Source organism: Stenotrophomonas sp. Ker107b, from assembly GCF_053847245.1.
The window spans coordinates 2,034,957-2,061,394 of record NZ_JBSPHX010000001.1; the positions used below are offsets into that span (position 1 = coordinate 2,034,957).

Annotated in this window: 27 protein-coding genes; 8 read left to right on the plus strand and 19 right to left on the minus strand. The window is 67.2% G+C overall.

Annotation, left to right across the window (positions count from 1 at the left end; translation table 11 throughout):
- Positions 1–23 precede the first annotated feature (23 nt).
- From glmM to trpB, 5 genes are all read right to left on the minus strand, one after another.
- On the minus strand, positions 24–1,376 hold the full coding sequence (gene glmM / locus ACWV8V_RS09250; protein ID WP_455899516.1) for a phosphoglucosamine mutase: 1,353 nt from the start codon (positions 1,374–1,376) through the stop codon (positions 24–26).
- The gene (gene accD, locus ACWV8V_RS09255; protein WP_019182669.1) at positions 1,376–2,260 is read right to left on the minus strand and encodes an acetyl-CoA carboxylase, carboxyltransferase subunit beta; all 885 of its coding nucleotides are present in this window, start codon (positions 2,258–2,260) and stop codon (positions 1,376–1,378) included. The genes glmM and accD overlap by 1 nt, the downstream gene beginning before the upstream one ends.
- Before the next feature lie 138 nt (positions 2,261–2,398).
- Positions 2,399–3,211: a tryptophan synthase subunit alpha gene (trpA, locus tag ACWV8V_RS09260; protein ID WP_259261432.1), complete on the minus strand. Its 813-nt coding sequence runs from the start codon at positions 3,209–3,211 to the stop codon at positions 2,399–2,401.
- Between the two features lies 1 nt (position 3,212).
- The gene (locus ACWV8V_RS09265; protein WP_455899517.1) at positions 3,213–3,911 is read right to left on the minus strand and encodes a hypothetical protein; all 699 of its coding nucleotides are present in this window, start codon (positions 3,909–3,911) and stop codon (positions 3,213–3,215) included.
- Positions 3,908–5,134 (minus strand): tryptophan synthase subunit beta, encoded by a 1,227-nt coding sequence (gene trpB, locus ACWV8V_RS09270; protein ID WP_121038450.1) that lies wholly within the window; start codon positions 5,132–5,134, stop codon positions 3,908–3,910. The genes ACWV8V_RS09265 and trpB overlap by 4 nt, the downstream gene beginning before the upstream one ends.
- A gap of 95 nt (positions 5,135–5,229) precedes the next feature.
- On the opposite strand from trpB, the gene ACWV8V_RS09275 reads away from it, so the two are divergent.
- Positions 5,230–6,120, plus strand: coding sequence for a LysR family transcriptional regulator (locus ACWV8V_RS09275; RefSeq protein WP_455899518.1), 891 nt, complete (start codon positions 5,230–5,232; stop codon positions 6,118–6,120).
- Between the two features lie 75 nt (positions 6,121–6,195).
- Here ACWV8V_RS09275 and ACWV8V_RS09280 read toward each other — a convergent pair whose 3' ends face one another.
- From ACWV8V_RS09280 to prmB, 8 genes are all read right to left on the minus strand, one after another.
- A complete protein-coding gene (locus tag ACWV8V_RS09280) occupies positions 6,196–6,852 on the minus strand; it encodes a phosphoribosylanthranilate isomerase (RefSeq protein ID WP_088433287.1) in 657 nt (218 codons plus the stop codon).
- On the minus strand, positions 6,849–7,622 hold the full coding sequence (gene truA, locus ACWV8V_RS09285) for a tRNA pseudouridine(38-40) synthase TruA (protein WP_121038456.1): 774 nt from the start codon (positions 7,620–7,622) through the stop codon (positions 6,849–6,851). Before truA ends, ACWV8V_RS09280 begins: the two co-directional genes overlap by 4 nt.
- A gap of 50 nt (positions 7,623–7,672) precedes the next feature.
- Complete coding sequence (locus tag ACWV8V_RS09290; protein WP_455899519.1) at positions 7,673–8,056, minus strand: VOC family protein; 384 nt, start codon at positions 8,054–8,056, stop codon at positions 7,673–7,675.
- Positions 8,053–10,104 (minus strand): FimV/HubP family polar landmark protein, encoded by a 2,052-nt coding sequence (locus tag ACWV8V_RS09295; protein ID WP_455899630.1) that lies wholly within the window; start codon positions 10,102–10,104, stop codon positions 8,053–8,055. Before ACWV8V_RS09295 ends, ACWV8V_RS09290 begins: the two co-directional genes overlap by 4 nt.
- A gap of 88 nt (positions 10,105–10,192) precedes the next feature.
- On the minus strand, positions 10,193–11,218 hold the full coding sequence (locus tag ACWV8V_RS09300; protein ID WP_259261427.1) for an aspartate-semialdehyde dehydrogenase: 1,026 nt from the start codon (positions 11,216–11,218) through the stop codon (positions 10,193–10,195).
- A 161-nt stretch (positions 11,219–11,379) separates the two neighbouring features.
- Positions 11,380–12,435, minus strand: coding sequence for a 2-hydroxyacid dehydrogenase (locus ACWV8V_RS09305; RefSeq protein WP_455899520.1), 1,056 nt, complete (start codon positions 12,433–12,435; stop codon positions 11,380–11,382).
- On the minus strand, positions 12,428–13,531 hold the full coding sequence (gene aroC / locus ACWV8V_RS09310) for a chorismate synthase (RefSeq protein WP_070425600.1): 1,104 nt from the start codon (positions 13,529–13,531) through the stop codon (positions 12,428–12,430). The genes ACWV8V_RS09305 and aroC overlap by 8 nt, the downstream gene beginning before the upstream one ends.
- The gene (prmB, locus tag ACWV8V_RS09315; RefSeq protein ID WP_259261424.1) at positions 13,528–14,457 is read right to left on the minus strand and encodes a 50S ribosomal protein L3 N(5)-glutamine methyltransferase; all 930 of its coding nucleotides are present in this window, start codon (positions 14,455–14,457) and stop codon (positions 13,528–13,530) included. Before prmB ends, aroC begins: the two co-directional genes overlap by 4 nt.
- 650 nt (positions 14,458–15,107) lie before the next feature.
- On the opposite strand from prmB, the gene ACWV8V_RS09320 reads away from it, so the two are divergent.
- Together ACWV8V_RS09320 and asd are read left to right on the plus strand one after the other, a co-directional pair.
- Positions 15,108–15,758 carry an SCO family protein gene (locus ACWV8V_RS09320; protein WP_259259622.1) on the plus strand — a complete coding sequence of 217 codons (651 nt, stop codon included), beginning with the start codon at positions 15,108–15,110 and terminating at the stop codon, positions 15,756–15,758.
- Positions 15,755–16,597 carry an archaetidylserine decarboxylase gene (gene asd, locus ACWV8V_RS09325; RefSeq protein ID WP_455899521.1) on the plus strand — a complete coding sequence of 281 codons (843 nt, stop codon included), beginning with the start codon at positions 15,755–15,757 and terminating at the stop codon, positions 16,595–16,597. The genes ACWV8V_RS09320 and asd overlap by 4 nt, the downstream gene beginning before the upstream one ends.
- Before the next feature lie 135 nt (positions 16,598–16,732).
- Here the strand turns inward: asd and ACWV8V_RS09330 are convergent, their stop codons facing one another.
- Both ACWV8V_RS09330 and ACWV8V_RS09335 read right to left on the minus strand, forming a co-directional pair.
- Positions 16,733–17,074, minus strand: a complete 342-nt coding sequence (locus ACWV8V_RS09330) for a ribonuclease E inhibitor RraB (protein ID WP_121038480.1) — start codon at positions 17,072–17,074, stop codon at positions 16,733–16,735.
- A gap of 114 nt (positions 17,075–17,188) precedes the next feature.
- A complete protein-coding gene (locus ACWV8V_RS09335; RefSeq protein ID WP_259259619.1) occupies positions 17,189–18,793 on the minus strand; it encodes a transglycosylase SLT domain-containing protein in 1,605 nt (534 codons plus the stop codon).
- A 121-nt stretch (positions 18,794–18,914) separates the two neighbouring features.
- On the opposite strand from ACWV8V_RS09335, the gene ACWV8V_RS09340 reads away from it, so the two are divergent.
- Both ACWV8V_RS09340 and greB read left to right on the plus strand, forming a co-directional pair.
- On the plus strand, positions 18,915–20,420 hold the full coding sequence (locus tag ACWV8V_RS09340; RefSeq protein ID WP_259259618.1) for a DUF853 domain-containing protein: 1,506 nt from the start codon (positions 18,915–18,917) through the stop codon (positions 20,418–20,420).
- Between the two features lie 55 nt (positions 20,421–20,475).
- Positions 20,476–20,979 carry a transcription elongation factor GreB gene (gene greB, locus ACWV8V_RS09345; protein ID WP_121038490.1) on the plus strand — a complete coding sequence of 168 codons (504 nt, stop codon included), beginning with the start codon at positions 20,476–20,478 and terminating at the stop codon, positions 20,977–20,979.
- 22 nt (positions 20,980–21,001) lie between these two features.
- On the opposite strand, the gene ACWV8V_RS09350 is transcribed toward greB, so the two are convergent.
- The gene (locus ACWV8V_RS09350; RefSeq protein WP_455899522.1) at positions 21,002–21,835 is read right to left on the minus strand and encodes a DUF3025 domain-containing protein; all 834 of its coding nucleotides are present in this window, start codon (positions 21,833–21,835) and stop codon (positions 21,002–21,004) included.
- Positions 21,832–23,196 carry a 30S ribosomal protein S12 methylthiotransferase RimO gene (gene rimO, locus ACWV8V_RS09355; protein WP_176989272.1) on the minus strand — a complete coding sequence of 455 codons (1,365 nt, stop codon included), beginning with the start codon at positions 23,194–23,196 and terminating at the stop codon, positions 21,832–21,834. The genes ACWV8V_RS09350 and rimO overlap by 4 nt, the downstream gene beginning before the upstream one ends.
- 204 nt (positions 23,197–23,400) lie before the next feature.
- Between rimO and ACWV8V_RS09360 the strand changes: the two genes are divergently transcribed.
- From ACWV8V_RS09360 to ACWV8V_RS09370, 3 genes are read left to right on the plus strand one after another with little or no spacing between them, the layout of a single operon-like run.
- Complete coding sequence (locus ACWV8V_RS09360) at positions 23,401–24,078, plus strand: dienelactone hydrolase family protein (protein ID WP_455899523.1); 678 nt, start codon at positions 23,401–23,403, stop codon at positions 24,076–24,078.
- Positions 24,075–24,497, plus strand: a complete 423-nt coding sequence (locus tag ACWV8V_RS09365; RefSeq protein WP_121038502.1) for an HIT domain-containing protein — start codon at positions 24,075–24,077, stop codon at positions 24,495–24,497. Before ACWV8V_RS09360 ends, ACWV8V_RS09365 begins: the two co-directional genes overlap by 4 nt.
- Positions 24,498–24,512: 15 nt before the next feature.
- On the plus strand, positions 24,513–24,680 hold the full coding sequence (locus tag ACWV8V_RS09370; protein ID WP_019182647.1) for a LiaI-LiaF-like domain-containing protein: 168 nt from the start codon (positions 24,513–24,515) through the stop codon (positions 24,678–24,680).
- Between the two features lie 70 nt (positions 24,681–24,750).
- On the opposite strand, the gene dcd is transcribed toward ACWV8V_RS09370, so the two are convergent.
- Both dcd and apbC read right to left on the minus strand, forming a co-directional pair.
- Entirely contained in the window at positions 24,751–25,323 is a 573-nt protein-coding gene (dcd, locus tag ACWV8V_RS09375) for a dCTP deaminase (protein WP_088433273.1), read from the minus strand.
- A gap of 100 nt (positions 25,324–25,423) precedes the next feature.
- Positions 25,424–26,281 carry an iron-sulfur cluster carrier protein ApbC gene (gene apbC / locus ACWV8V_RS09380; protein ID WP_455899524.1) on the minus strand — a complete coding sequence of 286 codons (858 nt, stop codon included), beginning with the start codon at positions 26,279–26,281 and terminating at the stop codon, positions 25,424–25,426.
- Positions 26,282–26,438: the final 157 nt, after the last annotated feature.

The following is a 26,438-nucleotide window of genomic DNA, read 5'->3' on the forward strand; positions in this document are numbered from 1 at the left end:
AGTTTCCGGCATCACTGCCCGGCTCAGGCCGCGGCAGCTGCCTTCACCGCTGCCGAGAGGCTGTCCAGCGTGGACTGCATCAGCTCGGCACTGTCGGCCTCGACGGTGACGCGCACCACCGGCTCGGTGCCCGACGGGCGCAGGAACGCACGCCCACGCCCCTTCACTGCGTGCTGCGCAGCCGCCAGCGCGGCCTGCACGCTCTCGGCCTGCACGGTCGCCTTGGCCGCGCCCTGCAGACGCACGTTGACGGTCTTCTGCGGCACCTTGTTGAGCACCGACAGCACCTGGCGCAGGGAGGTGCCATCACGGCGCAGCACTTCCAGCACCTGCAGCGCGCTGACGATCGCATCACCGGTGGTGGCGCGATCCAGACACAACAGGTGACCGGAGGCTTCGCCGCCGAGCACGCCATTGTTTTCCACCAGGGCCTGATGCACGTAGCGGTCACCAACGTTGCTGCGCTGGAACGGAATGTTCAGCCGTTCCAGTGCCTGCTCCAGGCCGAAGTTGGTCATCAGCGTACCGACCACCGGGCCATGCAGGCGACCGCTGCGCTGCCAGGCCTGGGCCAGCACGAACAGCAGGTCATCGCCATCGACCGGATTGCCCTGGTCATCGGCCATCAGCACGCGGTCGCCATCGCCGTCGAAGGCGATACCGAAATCGGCGCCGACCTCGCGCACTTTCGCCGCGAGATTGTCGATGTGCATCGAGCCGACGCCATCGTTGATGTTCAGACCGTTGGGCGCATCGCCGATGCTGATCACCTCCGCGCCCATCTCGCGGAACAGCAGCGGGGCGACGTGGTAGGTGGCGCCGTGCGCGCAGTCGAGCACGATCTTCAGCCCACGCAGATCGAACCCGCGCGGCACGCTGGCCTTGCAGAATTCGATGTAGCGACCGACCGCATCGCGGGCACGCATGGCCTTGCCCAGCCGCTCGGACTCGACCGTGGTAAACGGCGCATCGAGCGCGGCTTCCAGCGCCAGCTCGGTGGCGTCATCGAGCTTCTCGCCGTCGGCGGAGAAGAACTTGATGCCGTTGTCGTAGTGCGGGTTGTGCGAGGCGCTGATGACGATGCCCGCATCCGCACCGAGGGTGCGGGTGAGGAAAGCCACCGCCGGCGTCGGCATCGGGCCGAGCAGCTGCACATCGGCACCGGCGGCGACCAGCCCGGCTTCCAGTGCGGCTTCGAACATGTAGCCGGAGATACGGGTGTCCTTGCCGATCACCACCACCGGGCGGTACCCGTTGCGCTCGGTCAGCGCACGCCCGAGCGCATTGCCCAGGCGCAACACGAAATCGGCGGAGATGACGCCCTCACCGACCTTGCCGCGGATGCCGTCGGTGCCGAAATACTTGCGCGACGCCATCAGGCCGCCGCGTCCGGTGCCGGCGCAGGCTGGCGTGCCAGCATGGCCAGGATCTCGGACAGGCGATCGCGCATTTCGCGGCGGTCGCAGATCTGATCGATCGCACCGTGCTCGAGCAGGAACTCCGAGCGCTGGAAGCCTTCGGGCAGCTTTTCGCGCACGGTCTGCTCGATGACGCGCGGGCCGGCGAAGCCGATCAGCGCCTGCGGCTCGGCGATGTTGATATCGCCCAGCATCGCGAACGAGGCCGACACGCCACCGGTGGTCGGGTGGGTGAGCACCGAGATGTACGGCAGGCCGGCATCACGCAGGCGACCCAGCGCGGCCGAGGTCTTGGCCATCTGCATCAGCGAGAACAGGCCTTCCTGCATGCGCGCGCCGCCGCTGGCGGAGAAGCACACGTAGGGCGCACCGATCTCCAGCGCCTTTTCCGCGGCCAGCGAGAAACGCTCACCGACCACCGAGCCCATCGAGCCGCCCATGAAGGCGAAATCGAAGGCCGAGGCGACCAGCGGGCGGCCCTTCATCAGGCCCTGCATGGCGATCAGTGCGTCGTACTCGCCGGTGTTCTTCTGCGAGGCCTTGATGCGCTCGCTGTACTTCTTCTGGTCCTTGAACTTGAGCAGGTCCGTCGGCCCCAGGCGCGCACCGATCTCGGTGGTGCTGTCCGCATCGAACAGCGCGGCCAGGCGCGCACGCGCGCGGATGGCCATGTGGTGGCCACACTTGGGGCAGACTTCCAGGTTCTCTTCCAGCTCAGGACGGTAGAGCGCGCTGCCGCAGCTGCTGCACTTCTCCCACAGGCCCTCGGGGACGCTGCGCTTCTTGCTGGGGACGTTGTCGGTGCGGATGCCAGACGGCATCAACTTGCTGAGCCAACTCATGCGGGATGCTACTTCCGTTCAGGGCGGCCCGGGGGCCGCAAAGGCGGACAGTCTAGCTCACCGTTTCCATGCTCGGGCACCCCCCGGCGGTTGCCGGGGGGCTGGCGTAAACCATTCTGGTACGTACGTTTAGGAGCTTCAGGCGGCGTCGAGCGCGTGTCGCAGCGGCGTGAGGAAAGCCTGCGCGGTTGCTGCAGCGGCCGCCGCGTCGGGCGCCTCACCCAGTGCAGCCACCAGCGCACTGCCCACCACCACGCCATCGGCCTCCACGGCCATGGCCGCGGCACTGGCCGCATCCTTGATCCCGAAGCCGGCCACCACCGGTACGCTGGAGCGGCGGCGCAGGTCGCGCAGGCGGGCACTGGCGGCGCTGCTGTCCAGGCGATCGGACGCGCCGGTCACGCCGGCGAAACTGACGTAATACAGGTAGCCCTGGGCCATCGCGGACAGCGCATCCAGGCGCGCATCAGCGGTCGTCGGCGAGGCCAACAGGATCAGCGCCAGGCCGGCCGCGGTGAAGATCTCCCGGGTTTCGGCCGCTTCTTCCGGCGGCAGATCCACCAGCAGGATGCCGTCCACGCCGGCGGCAATGGCCGACTGCGCGAAGCGTTCCGTACCGTGGATCTCGATCGGGTTGAGATAGCCCATCAGCACCACCGGCGTGGTGGCATCGTCCTTGCGGAAGGCGGCGACAGTCTCCAGCACATAGCGCAGCCCTGCCCCACGCGCCAGCGCACGCTCGGAGCTGCGCTGGATGGTCGGGCCGTCGGCCATCGGGTCGGAGAACGGCACCCCGAGCTCGATCACGTCCGCACCGGCCGCGGCCAGTGCATGCATGACCGGCACGGTGGCTTCCAGGCCCGGATCGCCGGCGGTGATGAAGGGAATCAGCGCCTTGCGACGTTCATCGCGCAGGCGGGCAAAACAGGCATCGATACGGTCCACGGACATCTCAGGCACATCCTTCAATCAGTTCAACGGCGCCACTGGCGCCCCAGTACAGCTTCGATATCACCCCGTCGAAGATCTCCAGCCGGATCGCCAGATCCGAACCGGGGTCCTGCCAGGTCAGGTATTCGCCCGTTTCCGGGTCATAGGCATGCGGCGCGCGGGTGCTGCCGGTCGGCAGGCGCTTGAGCGCTTCATCCAACGTCATGCCCAGGCGCAGCCCGAACGGCCCCGGCTGGGTGATGGCCTCGTAGGACTCCTCGATCGGGGCCAGCTCGAAGCGCTGCACGTGGTCGTCCTCGACCATCATCGATACGCCTTCGGGCAGGTTGCCACGCTCGTAGTACTCGCAGGCGCCGTTGGGCTCGCCTTCGCTCAGGCCGGCCGAATGCCACGGGCCATCGGCGGCGAGCTCGGTGAAGCGCTGCCCGATGAGCACATCGCCGGCATGATCCAGCGCGACCGAGACCACCGACGGCGCAGGGTCATCCGCAGCAGGCGGATCAGCGGCCTTGGGCGGTTCGTTCGCGTCCTCGATCGGGCGGTTGGCGATGTCATCGTCATTGCTCGCCAGCTGCCGCGCCGGTGCCACCGCGCCCACAGGCGCGGCAGGCGCCGGCAACACCGGCGGATCCGGCGGCGCGCAACCGGTCAGGCCGACCACCATCAGCAGCGCACCTCCCTGGCGCAGCAGCGGATTCACAGCACCAGACCCTCCCGGGCAGCGATGGTGTGCACGTCTTTGTCGCCACGGCCGGACAGGTTGCACAGCACCAGCTTGTCGCGCGGCAGATCGCGCGCGATCTTGATCGCCTGGGCCACCGCATGGCTGGACTCCAGCGCGGCCAGGATGCCTTCGCTATGCGCCAGTTGGTGGAACGCGGCCAGCGCTTCGTCATCGGTGATGCCGACGTACTCGGCGCGGCCGGCATCGGCCAGGAACGCGTGCTCCGGGCCGACGCCCGGGTAATCCAGGCCGGCCGAGACCGAATGGGTTTCGGTGATCTGGCCGTCGTCGTCGCAGATCACATAGGTGCGGTTGCCGTGCAGCACGCCCGGGCGACCCGCCGCGATGGAGGCAGCATGGCGCCCGGTCTCGATGCCGTCGCCGGCGGCTTCGGCGCCGACGATGCGCACGTCGCGGTCGTTGAGGAAGGCATGGAACAGACCGATTGCGTTGCTGCCGCCACCGACGCAGGCGGTGATCGCATCGGGCAGGCGGCCGTAGTCGGTCAGCATCTGCGCGCGTGCTTCGCGGCCGACGATGGCGTTGAAGTCACGCACCATGCGCGGGTACGGGTCCGGGCCGGCGACGGTGCCGATGATGTAGAAGGTGTCGCGCACGTTGGTCACCCAGTCGCGCATCGCTTCGTTGAGCGCGTCCTTGAGCGTGGCCGAGCCGGAGGTGACCGGCACCACCGTCGCCCCGAGCAGCTTCATGCGGTAGACGTTGATCTTCTGCCGTTCGATGTCGGTGGCACCCATGTACACCACGCATTCCAGGCCCAGGCGGGCGGCGACGGTGGCGCTGGCCACGCCGTGCTGGCCGGCGCCGGTCTCGGCGATGATGCGCGTCTTGCCCATCCGTGCAGCGAGCAGCGCCTGGCCGATCGTGTTGTTGATCTTGTGCGCGCCGGTGTGGTTCAGGTCCTCGCGCTTGAGCAGGATCTGCGCGCCGCCGACCTGCTGGCTGAGGCGCTCGGCGTGATAGATCGGGCTGGGACGGCCCACGTAGTGGGTCAGGTCCTTGTCGTAGGCGGCGATGAAGGCCGGATCACGACGCGCTTGGTCATAGGCGGCAGCCAGCTCCTGCAACGGCCCGATCAGGGTCTCGGCGACGAAACTCCCGCCGTAGCGGCCGAAATGGCCGTTGGCATCGGGGTAGGCATGGAAATCGACGATGGGGGAGACGGGGGAAGCAGACATAGCGCGACAGCCGGTGGAGACAGGCTGACAATTTAACGCACCTGTCATGACAGGAATATCGATAATATCTCCCACGACCTGTCAGGAAAACTCACATGACCGACGGACCGTTGCCCCCGCTCAATGCCCTGCGCAGCTTTGAAGCGGCCGCCCGGCTGGGCGGGGTTGGACGTGCCGCCGAGGCACTGCATGTCACCCATGGCGCGATCAGCCGCCAACTGCGCCTGCTGGAGGAACACCTCGGCGTCGCGCTGTTCCAGCGCGAAGGGCGTGGGCTGCGCCTGACCCGCGCCGGCGAGGATCTGCAGGCCGCCTGCGAAGGTGCCTTCGACCAGATCCGCGAGGCGGTGGTGGCGCTCAAGCGCCAACAGCGGCCCGAAGCGTTGGTGCTCGGCTGCAGCGGCAGCATCCTGGCGCGCTGGATGATTCCCCGCCTGCAGGCGCTGCAGAGCGCCCTGCCCCAGCTGCCGCTGCATTGGTCCGCCCAGGACGGGAGCTTCACCGCCGAGCAGCAGGGCCTGGATGCGGTCCTGCTGCTCGCTCAGCCGCCGTGGCCACGCGGTTGGCAGGTGCGCGAACTGGCGCCGGAGCGGGTGGGCGTGGTGGTGAGTCCGCAGCACCCGGCCGCGGTGCGGCTGGCGCATCAGCCGCCCTCCTCCTTGTTGGGCGAATCGCTGCTGCATACGACCTCACGTCCGCAGGCGTGGCCGGCCTGGGCCCTGTCGCATGGGCTGGAGCCGGCACAGCTGCAACTGGGCAGTGGCTTCGAGCATCTGTATTACCTGCTGGAAGCGGCGGTCGCCGGACTGGGCGTGGCGATCGCGCCAGAGCCGCTCGTGGCCGATGAGCTGGCCGCCGGCCGGCTGCTGGCACCCTGGGGATTCGGCGCGACCGGGGGGTTCTGGGTACTGGCAACGCCGGAGGGTGCGGCCGATCCGCGGGTGGATGCGCTGGCCGGGTGGCTGCAGGAGCAGCTGAAGGGGTGAGTGCGCGGGTGTATCAGGCTGCTGGCCAGCGGCCGGCACTACCGGGTGCTGGGCGACCCGCACAAAGCGGTCTGATCAATCCGCTTCGTGGCAGTCCGCGCGACGCACTTCTTCGACGAACTTGCGCATCTTGTAGCCGTCCTTGATGCCCGGTTCGGATTCGATGCCACTGGACACATCCACACCCCACGGCAGCGTGGCCACGATCGCGTCGAACACGTTGTCCGGGGTGATCCCGCCAGCGAGCAGGAACGGACGATGCAGGCCGGTCGGCAGGCGGGTCCAGTCGAAGGCGACGCCGGTGCCACCGCCGCCACCGGGGGCGTGGCTGTCGAACAGGAAGCCGGCCGCGCTGGGATAACGCAGTTGCAGCTGGCGGGCATTGACCTCGTCCTTGCCGCCCATCGCCACGGCCTTCAGGTACGGCATGTTGAAGCTGCGGCAGAACGATTCGTCTTCGTCACCGTGGAACTGCAGCAGGGTCGGCCGCACGGTGCGCAGCACTTCGCGCACCTCTTCCTTGGTGTTGTCGCGGAACAGGGCGACCACGTCGACCATCGGGGCGATTGCCTGGCGCATGGCGCGCGCCTCGGCCGGCGCAACCCGGCGTTTGCTCTCGCGGGCGAAGATGAAACCGACCGCGTCCACGCCGAGCTCGCCGGCCAGGCGCACATCGCCGGCACGGGTCATGCCGCAGAACTTGATACGGGTGCGGTAGAAGGAGCGGCTCATAAGGTGACCTCGGCAGGCAGCTGCCAGTTGTCGGGGTACAGGGGACCAACGAAGACCAATCCCTGCGGCGGGGCAGTCGGGCCGGCCACGGTGCGGTCGCGCCCGGCCAGCAGTTGCCCCATCCACGCGACCGGCTGCTCACCACAACCGACCAGGATCAATGAACCGACGATATTGCGCACCATGTGATGAAGGAATGCATTGGCCTGAACGGCGACCTCCACGACCTCGCCCTGACGGGTCACCGAGAGCGACTGCATGTGCCGGCGCGCGTGCAGGGCCTCGCACTGCACGCTGCGGAAGGCGCTGAAGTCGTTCTCACCCAACAGGGCCTGACCGGCCGCGTGCATCAGCTCGGCATCCAGCGGCCTGCGCTCCCAGCTCAGGGTCTGCCGATAGAGTGCCGGGCGGACCTGGCGGTTGAGCAGACGGTAGCGGTAGCGGCGCGCGCGCGCGGCGAAGCGCGCATGGAACTCGTCGGCCACTGGTACGCACCAGCGCACAGCGATGGAGCGCGGCAGGCGCGTGGTGGTGCCCAGCATCCAGCTGCGCGGATCACGCACGACATCGGTATCGAAATGCACGACCTGGCATTCACCGTGCACCCCGGCATCGGTACGTCCCGCACACACGACCTGGATCGGCGCATTGGCCACCGAGGACAGCGCATCCTGCAGGCTGGCCTGCACGCTTGGGCAGCCGCTCTCACCGAGCTGCTGCCAGCCTTTGAATTCGCTGCCGTCGTATTCCACGCCCAGTGCGTAGCGCATGGTGAACCTCTGTGTTTTCGGGAAAACCGGCGCAGGCGCCGGGTGTTGCATCACGCAGCGTCGCGTTCGGACCAGGCGGCTAGCTCGTTGCCGCCCGGTTCCACGAACTGGAACCGGCTGCCGCCGGGGAAGGCGAACACCGGTTTGATGATCTGTCCGCCCTGGGCCAGCACGGCGTTGAGCATGGGCTGCAGATCATCGGCGTAGATCACCAGCAGCGGCGCGCCACCGGCCGAAGCGGTCTGCGGCTCCGCCCGGAAAAAACCGCCCTGGAAGCGGCCATCGTCGAAGGCGGTGTAATCGGGGCCGTAATCCACGAACGACCAGCCGAACACCTGCTCGAAGAAACGGCGACTGGCGGCAGGATCGCGCGAGGCGAACTCAACGTAGTCCAGGCGGCGTTCCCGCACTGCTACCGGGCGGGCGTCGCTCATCCCAGTCGCGCCAGCAGTTCGCGCGCTTCGGCCTGGCTGTGCGGGTCGGCGCCCACGGCGACTTCCTGCAGCAGGGTGCGGGCAGTCTCGGCATCGCCAAGGTCCAGGTAGGCGATGGCCAGTTCCAGTCGATCACGACCGGGGCTGCCGATCGGCGCGACCGGTGCGTTGTCGGCGACCGGATCGGCACCGTCAGGGATGTCGTCATGGGCGGCCATCACCGGCTCAGCGTCGGCCGCGAGGGTGTCATCGCTTTCGACTGCCGGACGTTCGGCAGTCGCGGTTTCATCAGGGAATTCGAACACGCCGCGGAACGACGGCTGCGCGGCAGCTTCCAGCGCATGCGCTGGCGGCTCGATCAGCGGCGTCGGCTCGCGGAACAGCGCATCGTCCACGTTCACATGCTGAGCGTCGGCCTCGATGCTGTACGCAGACGCCGCCGTCGCCTCTACCTCGGGCAGCACCGGCGCTTCGTCCGTCGCGGTCGCACTCCAGCGAGGATCGTCGAGGGCATCATGCGGATCGGCGTCGTGCGTGGATGACGCCAGCGAGAAGACCGGCTCGCGGCGCAGCCCGGCATAGACGTCGGCCTCTGCAATGGCCTCTTCGTCGGGTGCGCGGTGTGCGTCATCGCGTTGCGCAGCCAGTTCATCCACATACTCCGTGGCTGGCACGGCAGCCGCCAGCGAGGCACCGTCGAGCCCATCGCGTGACAGCGGCGGCAGCGGCGATGGCTTGCGCCGCCGCACCAGCGCCCAACCACCCACCACCAGCAGCAATACGACCAGGCCGAGCCAGTACCAGCCACCGCCGGCGCTGTCACGCGTGCCGGGTGCCTGCTCCAGCCGCTGTTGCGCAGCGGCCAGGTCGTTGTCCTTCATCGTGATCAGCGACTGCTGCTGGGCCTTGAGCTTTTCCAGCTCGGCCACGCGCTCGCGCAGTTCCTGGATCTCGGCATCGCGCGTGGCGACGTCTTCCTTGGCCTGTCGCAGTTGTTCGTTACCCAGCATGTCGCCCTCGGTGCCGGCAGCGGTGCCGGTGGTTGTGCCTGCGGTGGTGCCGGCGGCGGCGACGGCCGGCGCGATTTCCAGGCGTGCGCCCTGGCCAGCGGCGGTCGGTGCGGCCGGGGCCGGAGACGGCGCGGCGGCCACCCCGCTGTCGGCGGGCTGCGGGATCGCAGCGCGCGACTGCCGCCATTGCGCGGTGTGCTCGCGCACGATCGCCGCAGCCTGTTGTGCATCGATCTGGGCAAGCCCATCGGCGCCCGGCGTGCGCAGCACCGCACCCTGCTTGAGCAGGTTCACGTTGCCACGGATGAAGGCCTCGGGATTGGCCCGCAGCAGCGCGATCATCGCCTGGTCGCGGTTGATGCCCTGCTCGCGCGCCAGCGAACCGGCGATCTGCGACAGCGTCTGTCCGCGCTGGACGGTGACGCTGCCATCGGCGGCGACGGGCGCAGCCGGGGCGGCCTGTGCAGCCCTCGGCGCGGCCGGCCGGGGTGCGGCGGCGGGTTCAGCACGGCGCGGCGGCGCAGCGACGGCTGCCGCCTCCGGCGCAGGCTCACGGATGATGGCGTTGGACATCGCGCCTGCCGGGGCGACGATCTCCGGCTCGGCCACGGCGGCGGCGCTGTTGGGCGCATCCACCAGGGCGGAATACTCACGGACCAGACGGCCCTGCCCCCAATCGGCTTCGATCAGGAAATTCAACGACGGCGTCGCCACCGGCGCCTGGCTGCTGACGCGCACCACGGCGCGGCCCTGCGCATTACGGGTCAACTCAAACTGCAGCTCGCTGACCAGCCCGGACGGCGGCTCCAGCCCGACCCGTGCGAAGGTCGCCGGGGAAGCCAGCGCGACGCGCAGGTTCTCCAGCTCGGACGGATCGGCGGAAATGACCGGAATCTCGGCCAGCAACGGCTGGCCCGGCTTGGACAGCACCCGGATATCGCCCAGGCCCAGGGCCATGGCGGAACTGCTGGCCAGGGCCAGCAGCAGCGTCGACACATACTTGAGCGGACGCACTGCGCCCGGAACCCGGTTCTTCATGGCGGCCAATATAACGGCTCCCCCCGTGATCGGCGATGTTTCGATGCGGGTGGTCGGCGCCATCCCCATGCCGCCGACCACCACGCGATCAGCCTTCGGCGGCGACCAGCTCGGCCAACTGCACGGCATTGAGGGCGGCGCCCTTGCGGATGTTGTCCGAGACGATCCACAGGTTCAGGCCACGCGGGTGCGACAGATCCTCGCGGATGCGGCCGACGTACACCGCATCGGTGCCCGAGGCATGGGTGACCGGGGTCGGATAACCACCGGCCTCGTGCTTGTCCACCACTTCCACGCCCGGCGAACGTGCCAGCAGCTCACGCGCGGCATCCGGGGTGACCTTGTCGCGGGTTTCGATGGTGACCGCCTCGGAGTGACCATAGAACACCGGCACGCGCACGGCGGTCGGGTTCACCAGGATGCTGTCATCGCCGAGGATCTTGCGCGTTTCCCAGACCAGCTTCATTTCTTCCTTGGTGAAGCCGTTCTCCAGGAAATCATCGATGTGCGGGATCAGGTTGAACGCGATCTGCACCGGGAAGCGCTGCGGATCGATTTCCTGGAAGCTGAGCAGCTGGCCGGTCTGCTTGCCGAGTTCTTCCAGCGCCGAGCGACCGCCGCCGGACACCGACTGGTAGGTCGCCACGTTGATGCGCTCGATGCCGTACTGGCGGTGCAGCGGCGCGAGTGCGACCAGCATCTGCATGGTCGAGCAGTTCGGGTTGGCGATGATCCCGCGTGGGCGGTTCTTCAACGCTTCCGGGTTCACTTCGGAGACGACCAGCGGCACGTCATCGTCGTAACGGAAGGCCGAGGAGTTGTCGATCACCACCGCACCAGCGGCGGCGAACTTCGGGCCAAACTCCTTGGAGACGCTGCCACCGGCGGAGAACAGCGCGATGTCCACACCGTTCGGGTCGAAGGTGCTCAGGTCCTGGACCTTGATCTTCTCGCCCTGGTACTCGATCTCGCCACCGGCCGAACGCGAGGACGCGAGCAGGCTCAGCGTGGCGATCGGGAAGTTGCGCTCGGCCAGGATGGCCAGCATGGTTTCGCCGACAGCACCGGTGGCACCGACGACGGCGACGTGGAAACGACGATCTGGATTGCTCATGAGAACCTCTGTTGGGTGTACCGACCCGTGGCCGATACGTAACGTGCGTTGGGGATGTGTACCGACCAACGATCGGTACCTGCCGTGCCTTGGAGATATGTGCCGACCATCGGTCGGTACCTACCGGTTCGGGAACCTCGCCTGTTGGCCAGCGCGGTTCCCTATCGTTTTGCGTCGCCGATTTTTTTGCCGCCCACGGTCGCGCCGCCGGTTTTCACGGCAGCGACAGCGTCGGCGTTGATCGCGCTCGGCGGGTGGCCGGCATCCGGGCCCTGCCCCAGTGCGGCGGTCAGGTTGTCCACGGCCAGCTGCACCATCGCCCGGCGGGTGGCCTGGCTGGCGCTGCCGATATGCGGGGTCAGCACGATGTTGTGCAGGGCGAGCAGTTCCGGGCGCACCGTCGGCTCACCTTCGAAGACGTCCAGCCCGGCGGCGGCGAGACGGCCGTTGGCCAGTGCATCGGCGAGCGCCAGCTCATCCACGATGCCGCCGCGGGCGATGTTGATCAGCGTGGCGGTCGGCTTCATCTTCGCCAGTGCATCGGCATCGATGATGTGGTGCGAGGCGGCGTTGTACGGCAGTACCAGCACAAGATGATCGGCCTGCGCCAGCAGCGTATCCAGGTCCACATACTGCGCGCCGACCTCGGCCTCGGTGGCCTCGGGCAGCTGCGAACGGTTGTGGTACAGCACGCGCATGCCGAAGCCGTGCGCACCGCGACGGGCGATGCCCTGGCCGATGCGGCCCATGCCGAGGATGCCCAGCGTGCTGCCGTGGATGTCCGCACCGAGCATGGTCTGGAACGACCATTGCCCCCATTGGCCATCGCGCAGCCAGCGCTCGGACTCGGTGATGCGGCGCGCGGCAGCCATCAGCAGCGCGAAGCCGAGGTCGGCCGTGGTTTCGGTCAGCACATCCGGCGTATTGCTGGCCAGGATGCCGGCGGCGCTGAGCGCGTCGATATCCAGGTTGTTGTAACCCACACCGACGTTGGCGATCGCCCGCAGCTGCGGCGCGTTGGCGATCTCGGCCGCACCGATGCGTTCGTTGAGGGTGATCAGCGCGCCGTCGACGTGGGCCAGCTGTTCGGCCAGTGTCTGCGGCGTATAGCGGGTGACGTCGCCGGTCATGGTCAGGTCGAAATGCTGCCCGAGCTGTTCGACGACATCGTCGAACAGGGGCTGGCTGACCCACACCTTGGGGCGCCGATCAGCCATCGATCGTGCCCGGAATACGTGGCGTGATCTCGCCGACATCGCCGCACTGGGCGCGGTGGCGCAGCGCCTGGTCCATCAGCACCAGCGCCATCATCGCCTCGGCGATCGGCGTGGCGCGGATGCCCACGCACGGATCGTGACGACCGGTGGTGATCACCTCGACCGAGGCACCGCTGGCATCCACCGTGGCACCGGGCAGGCGCAGGCTCGAGGTCGGCTTGAGCACGATCGAGGCGGTGACCTGCTGGCCGGTGGAGATGCCACCGAGAATGCCGCCGGCATGGTTGCTGGCAAACCCCTGCGGGGTGAGCAGGTCACGGTGTTCGGTGCCCTTCTGCGCGGCACTGGCAAAGCCGTCGCCGATCTCCACGCCCTTCACCGCATTGATGCTCATCAGCGCGGCCGCCAGATCGCCATCGAGCTTGCCGTAGATCGGCTCGCCCCAGCCCGGCGGTACGCCGTCAGCCACCACGTTGACGCGCGCACCGACCGAATCACCGGACTTGCGCAGCGCATCCATGTAGCTCTCCAGCGCAGGCACCTGATCGGCGACCGGCCAGAAGAACGGATTGTCTTCGACCGCCGACCAGTCGAACCCGGTCGGGGTGATCTCGCCCAGCTGCGAGAGATAGCCACGCACGGTGACGCCATGACGCTGCAGCAGCCACTTCTTGGCGATGACACCGGCAGCGACGCGCATGGTGGTTTCGCGCGCGGAGGAACGACCACCGCCGCGCGGATCGCGGATGCCGTACTTCTGCCAGTAGCTGTAGTCGGCATGGCCCGGGCGGAACTGCTGGGCGATGTTGGTGTAATCCTTGCTGCGCTGATCCGTGTTGCGGATCAGCAGGCCGATCGGGGTGCCGGTGGTACGGCCTTCGTACACCCCGGACAGGATCTCGATTTCATCCGCTTCGCGCCGCGCCGAGGTGTGCCGGCTCTTGCCGGTCGCCCGCCGCTGCAGGTCATGGGCGAATTCGTCGGCGCTGATCTCCAGCCCCGGCGGACAGCCGTCCACCACGCAGCCGATCGCCGGACCGTGCGATTCGCCGAAGGTGGTGACGGTCAGCAGTTTGCCGAAGCTGTTGGAACTCACGGCCGCTGCGCTGCCAGTTCGGTGATGCGGGCGCTGTGCGCGATCAGTTCGCGGCACTCCACGGCGAAGATGCCCATCTGGCCGACCTTGAACTCGACCCAGCGGAAATCCACTTCCGGCAGCAGCTTGTACAGGTGCTGCTCGGACTCGCCCACTTCACAGATCAGCAGGCCATCCTCGCTCAGGTGCAGCGGGGCGTCGCGCAGGATCTTCAGCACCAGGTCCAGGCCGTCGTCGCCGGCACGCAGGCCCATTTCCGGCTCGTAGGCGTATTCCTGCGGCAGGGCATCGGTCTCGTCGTTGGTGACGTACGGGGGATTGGTGACGATCAGATCGTAATGACGCCCGGTCAGGCCGTTGAACAGGTCGGACTTGAGCAGGGTGACGTTGGACGTCTGCAGGCGTTCCTTGTTTTCTTCGGCCAGCGACAGTGCTTCGTCGCTGAGGTCGACGCCGTCCACTTCCCAATTGGGGTAGTAGTGGCCCATGGCGATGGCGATGCAGCCCGAGCCGGTGCACAGGTCGAGGGCGCGATGGACATCGCGGCCGGCCAGCCACGGTTCGAAGCCGCACTCGATCAGTTCGGCGATCGGCGAGCGCGGCACCAGGGCACGCGTGTCGCTCTTGAAGCTCAGGCCGGCGAACCAGGCCTCACCGGTGAGGTAGGCGGCCGGGATGCGCTCGTCGATGCGGCGCTGGAACAGCTCCAGCACGCGGACCTTTTCGTCCTGCAGCAGGCGCGCCTGGCCGTAGGCGGGGCCGAGGTCATGCGGGAGGTGCAGGCTGTGCAGGACGAGCTGGGTGGCTTCGTCCAGGGCGTTGTCGTAGCTGTGCCCGAAGGTCAGCCCTGCGGCGTTGAAACGGCTGGTGCCGTAGCGGATCAGGTCGATGATCGTGTGGAGTTCGGCGGCCGTTTCGGCGGTCATGGCGGGGCAACAGGCAATGTGGCCCCCGATTATAGGCGCTGGGGCGGGCCGGGGCATCCGTTGCAGTCGAAACGAGCCGGAGCCAGGGCCAGGGCCACGGCCACGGCGAGGATCAAGACAGAAGCCAATGCGGCGGTTGCCAGTCCGTGGGCTGGCGTGGCGGGGGTGGGAGGGCGGGACACGCCGTGAACCCATCCCTGGGGGCTCGACAAGCGGCATCCATGCCGCTTGACGGTCCCGCCCTCCCACCCCCACCACGCCGTTGACAGTGGGTTGGTTCTTTGGGGAACAGCCAAGGCCAAGCCGGGGTGCGCACGAGTTACGCATCGAAGGCGGCTTTTGTAGTGCCGAGCCATGCTCGGCATTTCGCCAACAGCAATCCGTGCCCTGCCCCAGACGCTGAGGTTTCGATGCTCGGCTGTGCACCTGGCTGTGCTTACCCATACGCACCGGCCCACTGTCGAGGTGGCGGTACGGGTGGGTTTCCGGGACCGTTGAGCAGCATGGATGCTGCTCACGAGCCTCCAGGGATGGATTCACGGCGGGTCCCGGAAACCCACCCGTGCCGACGCCATGAGCCGAAAGTCGGCAGCTTCGCTCCACAGCCCGCATCCCTCTATCATGGTGGCCACTTCCGGGACGGGGCCCTTATGTTCAATCGCAATGTCGGCATCATCCTGCTGATCGCCCTCGCCGCCGGGCTGGGGCTGGTCGTGGCGCAGAAGGTCTTCGCGCCCAAGCCGGGCGGTGACCGCCCCGCCACCGAGTCGATCACCTTCTATCCACAGCCGCGCCCGCTGCCCGATTTCAATCTGAGCCAGTCCGACGGCACCCGGCTGATCCCAGGCGAGCTGAAGGGCCATTGGACCCTGGTGTTCCTGGGCTTCACTTTCTGCCCGGATGTCTGCCCGACCACGCTGGCCGATCTGGCGCAGGCCCAGAAACAATGGGAAGCCCTGCCCGAGACGCTGCGCCCGCGGCTGGTCTTCATTTCGGTCGATCCCGAGCGCGACACGCCGGCACGGCTGGGCGAGTACGTGCATGCGTTCCATAAGGACACGCTGGCCGCGACAGCCGATGTGCCTTCGCTGGAGCGTTTCGCCACCTCGCTGGGCTTCGTGTTCCAGAAGGTGCCAGGCAAGCACTTCGATGAGAATTCCGAGGATTACACCCTCGAACACTCGGCCAGCCTGGCCGTGCTGGACCCGGAAGGCCGTCTGGCCGGTCTGATCCGCCCTCCTTTCCAAGCGCAGGCCATCGCCCGCGACCTGCAACTGCTGACCGAGAAATCCGCCCCATGAGTTTGATGACCACGCTGAGCTACGCCCTGCCCCATCGCCTGCTGTCGTCGATGGCGCGCAGATTGGCGTATTCCAGCAACCCGCGGATCTCGCGCTGGCTGATCGACACCGTGACCGCCAAGTTCGGCGTGAATCTGGCTGAAGCGGCCAATCCGGACCCGCGCAGCTACCCGACCTTCAACCAGTTCTTCACCCGGGCGTTGAAGCCGGGCGCGCGCGTGGCCGATGCCGATCCGCGCACGCTGGTGATGCCGGCCGATGGCCGGATCAGCCAGCTGGGCAAGATCGAAGACGGGCGCATCTTCCAGGCCAAGGGCCAGTCCTTCACCGCCGCCGAGCTGCTGGGCAATGCCAAGGATGCGGAGGTGTTCCACCAGGGCCTGTTCGCCACGGTGTATCTGTCGCCGAAGGATTACCACCGCGTGCACATGCCGTGGACCGGCACCCTGCGCGAGACCGTGCATGTGCCGGGACGGTTGTTCAGCGTCGGCCCGGCCGCGGTGAATACAGTGCCGGGGCTGTTCGCCCGCAACGAACGCCTGGTGTGTCACTTCGATACCGACTTCGGCCCGATGGTCTCGGTGATGGTCGGCGCGCTGCTGGTCTCCGGCGTGGAGACGGTGTGGGGCGGCGAGGAGATTCCGGCCTACGGCGATACGATCACGCGCAAGGACTACCGCGGCAAGGGCGTCACCCTGGAGCGCTTCGCGGAGATGGCGCGCTTCAATTACGGCTCGACCGTGATCGTGCTGCTCCCGCCCGGCGTGGCCGAGTTCGCGCCGCATCTGGATGCCGAGCATGCGGTTCAGCTGGGGCAGGCGCTGGCGACCCTGAAGTAACGGTAGTGCCGGCCGCTGGCCGGCATCGCAGATATTCCGGGAGCCGGCCAGCGGCCGGCACTACCTGGGGCTCACGCCCACAAAAAAACGCCCCGGGACACCGGGGCATTTTTTGTGTGAGACATTCCGCTGCGATCAGATCTCGACCGGGCCGACGTCCATGCCGTCGTAGTCTTCCACGCCGTTCGCTTCGGCCAGGGCCTGCAGCTCATGGTTGCGGGCATCCAGCGAGGCTTCGGTATGCACCTCGGCGCGCTCTACGTGCAGCACGTGGTACGGGTCTTCGCCTTCTTCAAGGTCCGGTTCGAACACTTCCACCAGGGTATACCCCAGTTCAACAAGCTTCTCGCCCAGGCCATGCAGCGGCTCCGGCGTGGTGTTGACGAAGAAGTAGCCCCACAGCATCGGGCCGTTGAGGTCCCAATCGGTGTTTTCACGGATGTTGGCGAACATCTCGTTGATCGCGGTGATATCCATCTTGCTGTCCTGTCTGCGTGTTGCGGTGAGCGCGGGCACGTGGCCGACGCTGCGATGGATGTGCTGGGCCGGGCGGCCGCAGGCGTGATGCCGGCGAGCCTACCCGGTTATGGCTTACTTGTCGCAGCCCTGCAGCTTGATGCTCTGGCCCTGCCTGAGCGAATAGGCCGGTGCCTTGAGGCCGTTGGCCCGGGCCAGGGTCGGCACGTCGCACTGGAACCTGGCCGCGATCCTGCCCAGCGTCTCGCCTTTGCCGACCTTGTAACTGCGGGCCGGCTTGGCCTTGGGCTTGGCGGCCGGCACGGCTACCGGCGCGACCGGGGTCACTGCGGGCATGGCCTGCGCCTGGGCGACCGGGACCACACTGCCCACCGCCACGTTGCCGGTGTAGCTGACCGCCGTGGGGCGAACGATCGCCGCATTGAGGTCGGCGGTGATGAGGGTGCGGGCCAGATCGGCGCGCGGGCCGCTGACGCAGAACCGGTTGTACAGGCCGGCGATGCGGGTGGTCGCGTTGATGGTGGTGCCGGCCGGAATCCAGCCGTCTGCCTCATAGCGCGGGTTGAGGTTGCGCAGCGCGCGCATGTAGCCGTCACGGGTACCGGCGCTGCCCAGGCAGATGGTCAGCTCGTAGATCGTGGTCGATTTGGCCAAGCGGATGGTGGCCGGCTGCGCGCTGATCTTCGGGAACTCCACGCCGTACTGCTGCGGGTGCAGATAGATCCACGCCGCGGCGATCACCATCGGCACGTAATCCTTGGTCTCGCCCGGGAACTGGTTGTAGACGCTGTCGGTCCAGAAGCCCTGCCCCGGGTACTGGCGGAACACGCGGATGGCGCGGCCTTCACCGCCGTTGTAACCGGCCAGCGACAGCTCGACGCTGTTGTTGAGCTCACGCATGCGTTCGTTGAGGTAGGTCGCGCTGGCCTCGGCCGCGCTGCGGGCATCAAAGCGCGTATCGAAGCCGGTGCCGTCCGGGCCGAGACCAAAGCGACGCCCGGTGGCCGGCATGAACTGCATCAGCCCGGCGGCGCCGGCACGCGAGGAGGCGTGCACGCGGCCGTTGGATTCCTTGGCCATGATCCCGAACAGCAGCGCCTCGGGCAGGCCGCGCTTTTCCCACTCCGGCCACATCACCGCACGCAGGTTCTGGTAATTCTCGTAACTGGTGAGCAGCGCCGGACGCATGTCGGTCAGCCAGCGGCGGATGCCGGCCTGCACAGCCGGGTTGTACTCGACCATGGTGTCGAAGGCGTGCCGCTTGTCGTTGAGCAGCGCGGCGGCACGGGCGGCTTCGGGCACATCGGCGGCCAGCGGGCCGACATGGTCCGGGTCGGCCTCCAGCAGCGTGCCGTCGGCGATGGCCGTGCCGTCCTCGTTGTCCTGTTGGCTGTCGGCGTTGCTCTTGAGCAGGCGCTTGTAGGTCGGCAGCAGATTGCTGACCACACAGCCCTTCTGGGCCACGCAGGCGCTGATCACATCCTCCATGTCCTCCAGCGCGGCATCGGCCTCGTTGGTGCCCTTGGGGTCGGCATTGTTCACCAGCACCAGCGCCGCGTTGTAGCGCTTCTCGGCGGCTGTCATGCGCTGGTCGAGCGCCTCCACCTTGGCCTTGTCGCGGGCGGAGACGCGCTGGGCATGGGCCTCGGGGACGATCGACAGCATCGCGGCAACGGCCAACAGCGGCCAACCACGGACAAGCAAGACAGGAACGGGCATTTTTGGCACTGTGTGCGAACGATGGGGCAGAGTAGCCGCGCCGCTTGCATCGGGGCAACCCGTCTGCCGGCCAGCCCATGCCGACGTTTAGAATCCCGCCTATTCACACTGCGAGTTGACCATGGATCCGATTCTGCTCGGCAAAGGCATCACCGACGACATCCCCGTGACCCTGTTGCCGCGGCTGGGCAACCGCCACGGTCTGGTGGCCGGCGCGACCGGCACCGGCAAGACCGTCACCCTGATGACGCTGGCCGAAGGCTTCTCGCGGATCGGCGTACCGGTGTTCCTGGCCGATGTGAAGGGTGACGTGTCCGGCCTGGCCGTGCCCGGTGCCGGCACCGACGCCCTGCTGCAGCGCGCGACCGACCTCGGCGTGACCGACTACGCGCCCGCTGCCAGCCCGACCGTGTTCTGGGATCTGTACGGCAAGCTCGGCCACCCGGTACGCACCACGGTCAGTGAAATGGGCCCGACCCTGCTGGCCCGCATCCTGGAACTCAACGACACCCAGGCCGGTGTGCTGGACATCGTGTTCAAGCTCGCCGACGACCGCGGCCTGCTGCTGCTTGATCTGGATGATCTGCGCGCCCTGCTCGGCCTGGTCGCCGAGGAGCGCAAGGACATCTCCACCGAATACGGCCTGGTCAGCGCGCAGACGGTGGCGGCGATCCAGCGTTCGCTGCTGCGCTTGTCACAGGACGGCGGCGAAGCGTTCTTCGGCGAGCCTGCGCTGGAGCTGGCCGACCTCATGCGCGTCAACCACGATGGCCGCGGCGTGATCGGCATCCTCGCCGCCGACCAGCTGGTGCTCAAGCCGCGGCTGTATTCGACCTTCCTGCTGTGGCTGCTCTCGGAGCTGTTCGAAACGCTGCCGGAAGTGGGCGATCTGGAGAAGCCGAAGCTGGTCTTCATCTTCGATGAGGCGCACCTGCTGTTCGACGACGCACCGCCGGCGCTGGCGCAGCGCATCGAGCAGGTGGTCCGGCTGATCCGCTCCAAGGGCGTGGGCGTGTACTTCTGCTCGCAGTTCCCGGATGACGTGCCGGCCAACATTCTCGGCCAGCTCGGCAACCGCGTGCAGCACGCGCTGCGTGCGTTCACCCCGCGCGACCAGAAAGCGGTGAAGGTCGCGGCCGAAACCTTCGTGCCCAATCCCAAACTCGACGTGGCTGCGACGCTGGCCAAGCTGGGTACCGGCGAAGCGCTGGTATCCACGCTGCAGGACAAGGGCATTCCCTCGCCCGTGCAGCAGACTCAGATCGCGCCGCCGCGCTGCCGGATGGGCGCCATCACCGCGGCCGAACGTGCGCAGGTGCGCGCCGGCAGCCCGGTGGGCACCCGTTACGACACCGCGATCAACCGCGAATCGGCAGCCGAACTGTTGGCGCAGCGCGCGCAGAAGACCGTCGAGCAGACCGATGCACCGAAAGCCCGGACACGCCAGCAGGATGAGGCGCAGGAAGGTGGCTTTGGCCAGAGCATCAAGGATGCGATCTTCGGCACCAAGCGCCGCCAGGGCATGATCGAAACCATGGCCAAGCAGACCACGCGCACCGTCGGCACCAAGCTGGGCAACCAGATCGTGCGCGGCCTGCTCGGCGGTATTTTCGGCGGAAAGCGCTGATACTTCGTGTCGCGCCCTGTGGCGCGGCACCTTTTGACGAGCACAAGCAGACCTGATGTCGCGTTGGCGTCCCCCCGCGGAAAAAAGCACGGCCCTGATCACCGCACAGGGCCACCAGCGGTTGAAGACCGAACTGGATGAGCTGTGGCGGCACAAGCGCCCCGAAGTGGTGAAGGCACTGGCGGCCGCGGCAGCGGAAGGCGACCGCTCAGAGAATGCCGAGTACACCTACCGCAAGAAGCAGCTGGGCGAGATCGACCGGCGCGTGCGCTATCTGACCAAACGGCTGGAAGCACTGCGCATTGTCGATACCGCGCCGACCGATCCGAACGCGGTGTTCTTCGGCGCGACGATCGAGCTGGAGAACGTCGACTCGGGCGACATCCACGTATATCGCATCGTCGGCCCGGACGAGACCGATGCCGGTGCGGGCTGGATCAGCATCGATTCGCCGTTGGCCCGCGCTCTGCTGAAGAAGCGGGTGGACGATGAGTTCGAGGTGGAGCTGCCCAGCGGCCGCCACGGGTTCGCGATCCTGTCGGTGGCGTACCCCGGCTGACAGGGTGCATCCACGCATGGAATCACCCCAGCGTTGCGGGATACGCACGGCCCTCGCGTAACGGGCGGAAGTAGTCGGCCCGCGCATGGAAGCCCGCGTCCTGCCGCGCGTGCCACCCGGGAATCCCCGCCAACGGCAATGGCCGCAGTTCCAGGGGATCATTGAGCAGCACACCGTCCGCGATTGCCTGCGCCACCGCCGCAATCGCGGTGGCATCGTCATCGCCCTGCACCACCACGCACTTGCCGACCAGCAGGCGCTCGGGCACCAAGGCCTGCTCCAGCAGCGCATGCCCGATCACCGCCGCGACGGCGATGTCGCCACGTCGCCACTGCCCTGCCCCGTTCACAAACAACGCACTCCAATCGTGCCGGTCCCACGCGCGCAGCAGCGTCGGTTCGCGCACGCGCACGATCACGCCGCTCTCGTCGAATTGGGTCAACGCAGCCTGCGCGCGGTTGCGTTGCCCGGGCGCCATCGCCGCGATGTGCCGGCACTGCTGCCGATTGAGCGCGCGCTTGATGGCGGGGTAACGCGCCCAGATCAGGGCGTTGAACAGGTCGTGCCAGTTGTCCGCACGGGTGGCGATCTGGCCGCACTCGGCAATGCGGGTTTCATAGTGCAGGCCGTCGGCCAGCAGCATCTCGTTCTGCTCGGCCAGATGCGTGTCCGGCAGCGCGAGGCGTGCATCGAGCGATGCAATGGTGGGCCAGTTCGGCGCCACCATCAGGTCGTTCAGGTCACCCAGCCCGGCGTAGATCGGCTGTGCGAAGCAGGCCGCATCCACCGCCTCGCGCGGCGGAGCGATGAAACGGCGACGACCGCCGACATCGGCAGCCGTCACCACTGCGATCACAGCACCTGCAGATCGAACGGCTTGCGCGCTTCCGCCGCGATGATCGCGTCACCGAACAGGTCGTGATCGTCGCTCTCGGTGATCTCGACATCGACGAACTGGCCGACACGCAGCTTGGCTTCATCGGCGTTCTGGATATGCACCAGGCCGTCGATCTCCGGCGCATCGGCCTTCGAACGTGCCACCGCGATACCGTCTTCGATGGCATCGACCAGGCACTGCTGTACGGTGCCGATCTTGGCTTCCAGACGCGCGGCGGATATCTCCGCCTGGCGTTCCATGAAGCGGGCCAAGCGTTCCTGCTTCACTTCTTCGGGCACCGCACCGGGCAGATCGTTGGCGGTGGCGCCCGTGACCGGCGAGTAGGCGAACGCGCCCACGCGATCCAGCTGCGCCTCGTCCAGGAAGCTGAGCAGCTCCTCGAACTCGGCATCGGTCTCGCCCGGGAAGCCGACGATGAAGGTCGAGCGCACGGTGATGTCCGGGCAGAGCTGGCGCCAGCGCTGCACGCGTTCCAGGGTCTTGTCGACCGCGCCCGGGCGCTTCATCAGCTTGAGGATGCGCGGGCTGGCGTGCTGGAACGGGATATCCAGGTACGGCAGGATCCGGTTTTCGGCCATCAGCGGCACGATCTCGTCCACGTGCGGGTACGGGTACACGTAGTGCATGCGGGTCCAGGCATCGAGCTCGGACAGACCTTCGCACAGCGCCTTCAAGCGGGTCTGGTAGGCCTTGTCGCGCCACATGCGCTCGGCGTACTTCACATCCACGCCATAGGCCGAGGTGTCCTGGGAGACCACCAGCAGTTCCTTGACGCCACCACGCACCAGCCGCTCGGCTTCGCGCAGCACCTCATCGACCGGGCGCGAGACCAGCTTGCCACGCATCGAGGGAATGATGCAGAAGCTGCACTTGTGATTGCAGCCTTCGGAAATCTTCAGATAGGCGTAGTGGCGCGGGGTCAGCTTGATGCCGTAGTCGGGCACCAGATCCACGAAGGGATCGTGCTTGGGCGGCAGCGCAGCGTGGACGGCCTCCATCACGCTCATATAGTCCTGCGGGCCGGAGACCGCCAACACGTTCGGGTAGGCCTCGCGGATCTGCTCCGGGCGTTTGCCCAGGCAGCCGGTGACGATCACCTTGCCGTTGGCGTTCATCGCCTCGCCGATCGCATCCAGCGACTCGGTCACGGCCGAATCGATGAAGCCACAGGTGTTGACCACCACCACGTCGGCCGAATCGTAGGAGGGAACGATGTCGTAGCCCTCGGACCGCAGCTGGGTGAGGATGCGCTCGGAATCGACAAGGGCCTTCGGGCAGCCAAGGCTGACGAAGCCGACTTTGGGGTTCAGCTGGGACATGGATCGCAAGGACTCTGGGGGCCTGGGCCCATGCCGGAATGGCGTGGGGACCTGGGGCCGGAAACGGCGGCAAGTATACCGGCGTTCAGCGCGCGCCCCTGAACCGGATCGGGTTGATCCCGCCAGACCCGGCATGCCCGCTGACATCGCGCTAACCCGCGCGGGGCCGATAATGAATGCCTGAACCAACGGGAGTCTCGCACCATGGGTGAGTGGATCACACTCGATACGCATTACGGACCGGTCCGCGCCTGGCAGGCGACGCCGGAAGGCAAGCCGCGCGGGGGCCTGGTGGTGATCCAGGAGATCTTCGGCGCCAACCCGCACATCCGCGCGGTGGCCGACGATTACGCCGCCAAGGGCTATGCGGTGCTGGCCCCGTCATTCTTCGATCTGGCCGAATCGGCCCCGGACAGCACCGAACCGCCGGAACTGCCTTACGACAGTGATGGTGTGGCCGCCGGCCTGGCCATGGTCGGCGAGCTCGGCGTGGAAAAGGCGCTGGAGATCGTGCGGGCCGCCGCCTCGCGGCTGGCTCCGGCCGGCAAGGTCGGCACCGTGGGGTATTGCTGGGGCGGCAGCATCGCCCTGCTCTCCGCCCTGCGCCTGGGCCTGCCCTCGGTGAGCTACTACGGCGCCCGCAACGTGAAGTACCTGGACGAGACGCCCAAGGCACCGGTCATGTTCCACTTCGGCGCGCAGGACAAGAGCATCCCGCCGGAGGCGATCAAGGCCCACCGCGAGAAGCTGCCGCAGATGGCCACGTTCGTCTACCCGGCCGATCACGCCTTCAACCGCAGCGTCGGACATGCGTATGATCCAGACAGCGCCCACCTGGCGCTGGAACGCACCCTGGACTTCTTTGCGGAGCATCTTGGATGAGCGAGTTCGAACTGGATTCACGCCTGGCCACCGACAGCGTACTGGTAGCAGAAGGGCCGTTATCGCAAGTGCGATTGATGAACGATGAAAGGTACCCCTGGTTGATCCTGGTCCCGCGCCTGAGTGGCGTGACCGAGTGGATCGATCTGGACGGCGAGCAGCAGGACAAGCTGCGCACCGAATTGAACCGGGCGTGCAAGGCGCTTAAAGGCACCGATGGGGTCGAGAAGATCAACATCGGCTCGCTGGGCAACATCGTGCGCCAGCTGCATTTCCATGTGATCGGGCGCCACGTCGGCGATCCGGCGTGGCCGGGCCCGGTCTGGGGCCAGGGGCAGGCACACCGTTTTGATCCACAGGTGCTGGCCGAGCGTGTCGCGCACTGGAAGGAACGGCTAGGATATTCGCCCCAGCCCTAGCGGACCCTGCCCCTGATGCGTTCCAACCTTGTCGCTGCCATCGTCCTGATCCTCGTCGGCCTGTTCCTGCTGGCCAGCAACCTGGGCTGGACCAACATGAACATGGGGAAGCTGATCCTCACCTGGTGGCCGGTTGTGCTGGTGGCCGTTGGTATCGGGTTGCTGTTCGGCCGCGGCAAATAACGCCTGCCGGGAAGACGGAAACGAAAAAAGCGCGGAGTGATCCGCGATTTTCTCTTGTGTGCTGTTGGGCTCAGGTTCGCGGCAGGGTGACGCCGGTCTGGCCCTGGTACTTGCCGCCGCGATCCTTGTACGAGGTCTCGCAGATATCGTCCTTGTCGGCCTGGAAGAACAGCATCTGTGCCACGCCTTCGTTGGCGTAGATACGCGCCGGCAGCGGCGTGGTGTTGCTGAATTCCAGGGTGACGTGGCCTTCCCACTCCGGCTCCAGCGGGGTCACGTTGACGATGATGCCGCAGCGCGCGTAGGTGCTCTTGCCCAGGCACACCACCAGGGTGTCGCGCGGGATGCGGAAGTACTCCACGGTGCGCGCCAGCGCGAAGCTGTTGGGCGGGATGATGCACTCATCACCGACGATATCCACGAAGCTGCCCGGATCGAAGTGTTTGGGGTCCACGATGGTGGAGTTGATGTTGGTGAACACCTTGAACTCGCGCGAGCAACGCACGTCATAGCCGTAGCTGGAGGTGCCATAGCTGACGATGCGCTGGCCGTTGGCCTGCTTGACCTGGCCGGCTTCGAACGGCTCGATCATGCCCTGCTGCTCGGCCATCTGACGGATCCAGCGGTCACTCTTGATGCTCATGTAAGGGGGTCCTGGGCTGCGCCGGTTCGGGCCCGCCATTATGCCGCAGCCCCCCTGCCCCGGCACGCGTAGGCGGGGCCGCGGCGGGGACCGCCCCGGCTCAGATCAGCGAGGACAGGATCGGAATGCTGGCGCGCGGGCGCTTGGCCACTTCCTCGATCAAGCGCTCCGCGGCGCGCAGATAGGCCTGGGCCGCCAGGGATTCCGGCGCGGCGGCGGTGATCGGCGTACCGGCATCGCCCTGCTCGCGGATGCCGATTTCCAGCGGCAGCGACCCCAGCAGCGGCACGCCGTACTGCGCGGCCATGCGCTCGCCGCCGCCTTCGCCGAACAGATGCTCGACCTGGCCGCAGTTGCTGCAGGTGTGCACCGCCATGTTCTCCACGATGCCCAGCACCGGCACCTCGACCTTCTCGAACATCTTCAGCGCCTTCTTCGCATCCAGCGTGGCGATGTCCTGCGGCGTGGTGACGATCACCGCACCGGCCAGCGGAATTTTCTGGGTCAGCGTCAGCTGGATGTCGCCGGTACCCGGCGGCAGATCGATCAGCAGGTAGTCCAGGTCGTCCCACAGGGTGTCGTTGAAGAACTGCGTCATCGCCGAGGTCGCCATCGGACCGCGCCAGATCATCGGCGTCTCGTCCTCGATCAGGTAACCGATCGACATGGTCTCCACCCCGAACGCACGCATCGGCTCGATCGACTTGTTGTCCGGGCTTTCCGGACGGCCACTCAGGCCGAGCATGGCCGGCACGCTGGGGCCATAGATATCAGCGTCCAACAGACCCACGCGTGCGCCGAGCTTGGCCAGCGCGACCGCAAGGTTGACCGCCGTGGTGGACTTGCCGACGCCGCCTTTGCCCGAGCCCACCGCGATCACGTTGCGGACGCGCGGATGCGGTGACAACCCCTTCTGCACTTGGCTGGCGTGGGGGCGACGGGACGGGCTGCTGCTCACTGCGGTAACTCCAGATGCCGAATATTGACCGGACACTATACATGCCGGCTTTTGCGCCTCCGCCATGCGCCGCCCCATACAGACATCCGCCTTCGAAACGCCCACCACCGTTGTCTGACGTCCCGACAAATCAACCAGCCCCACGTTGAATCCAGCG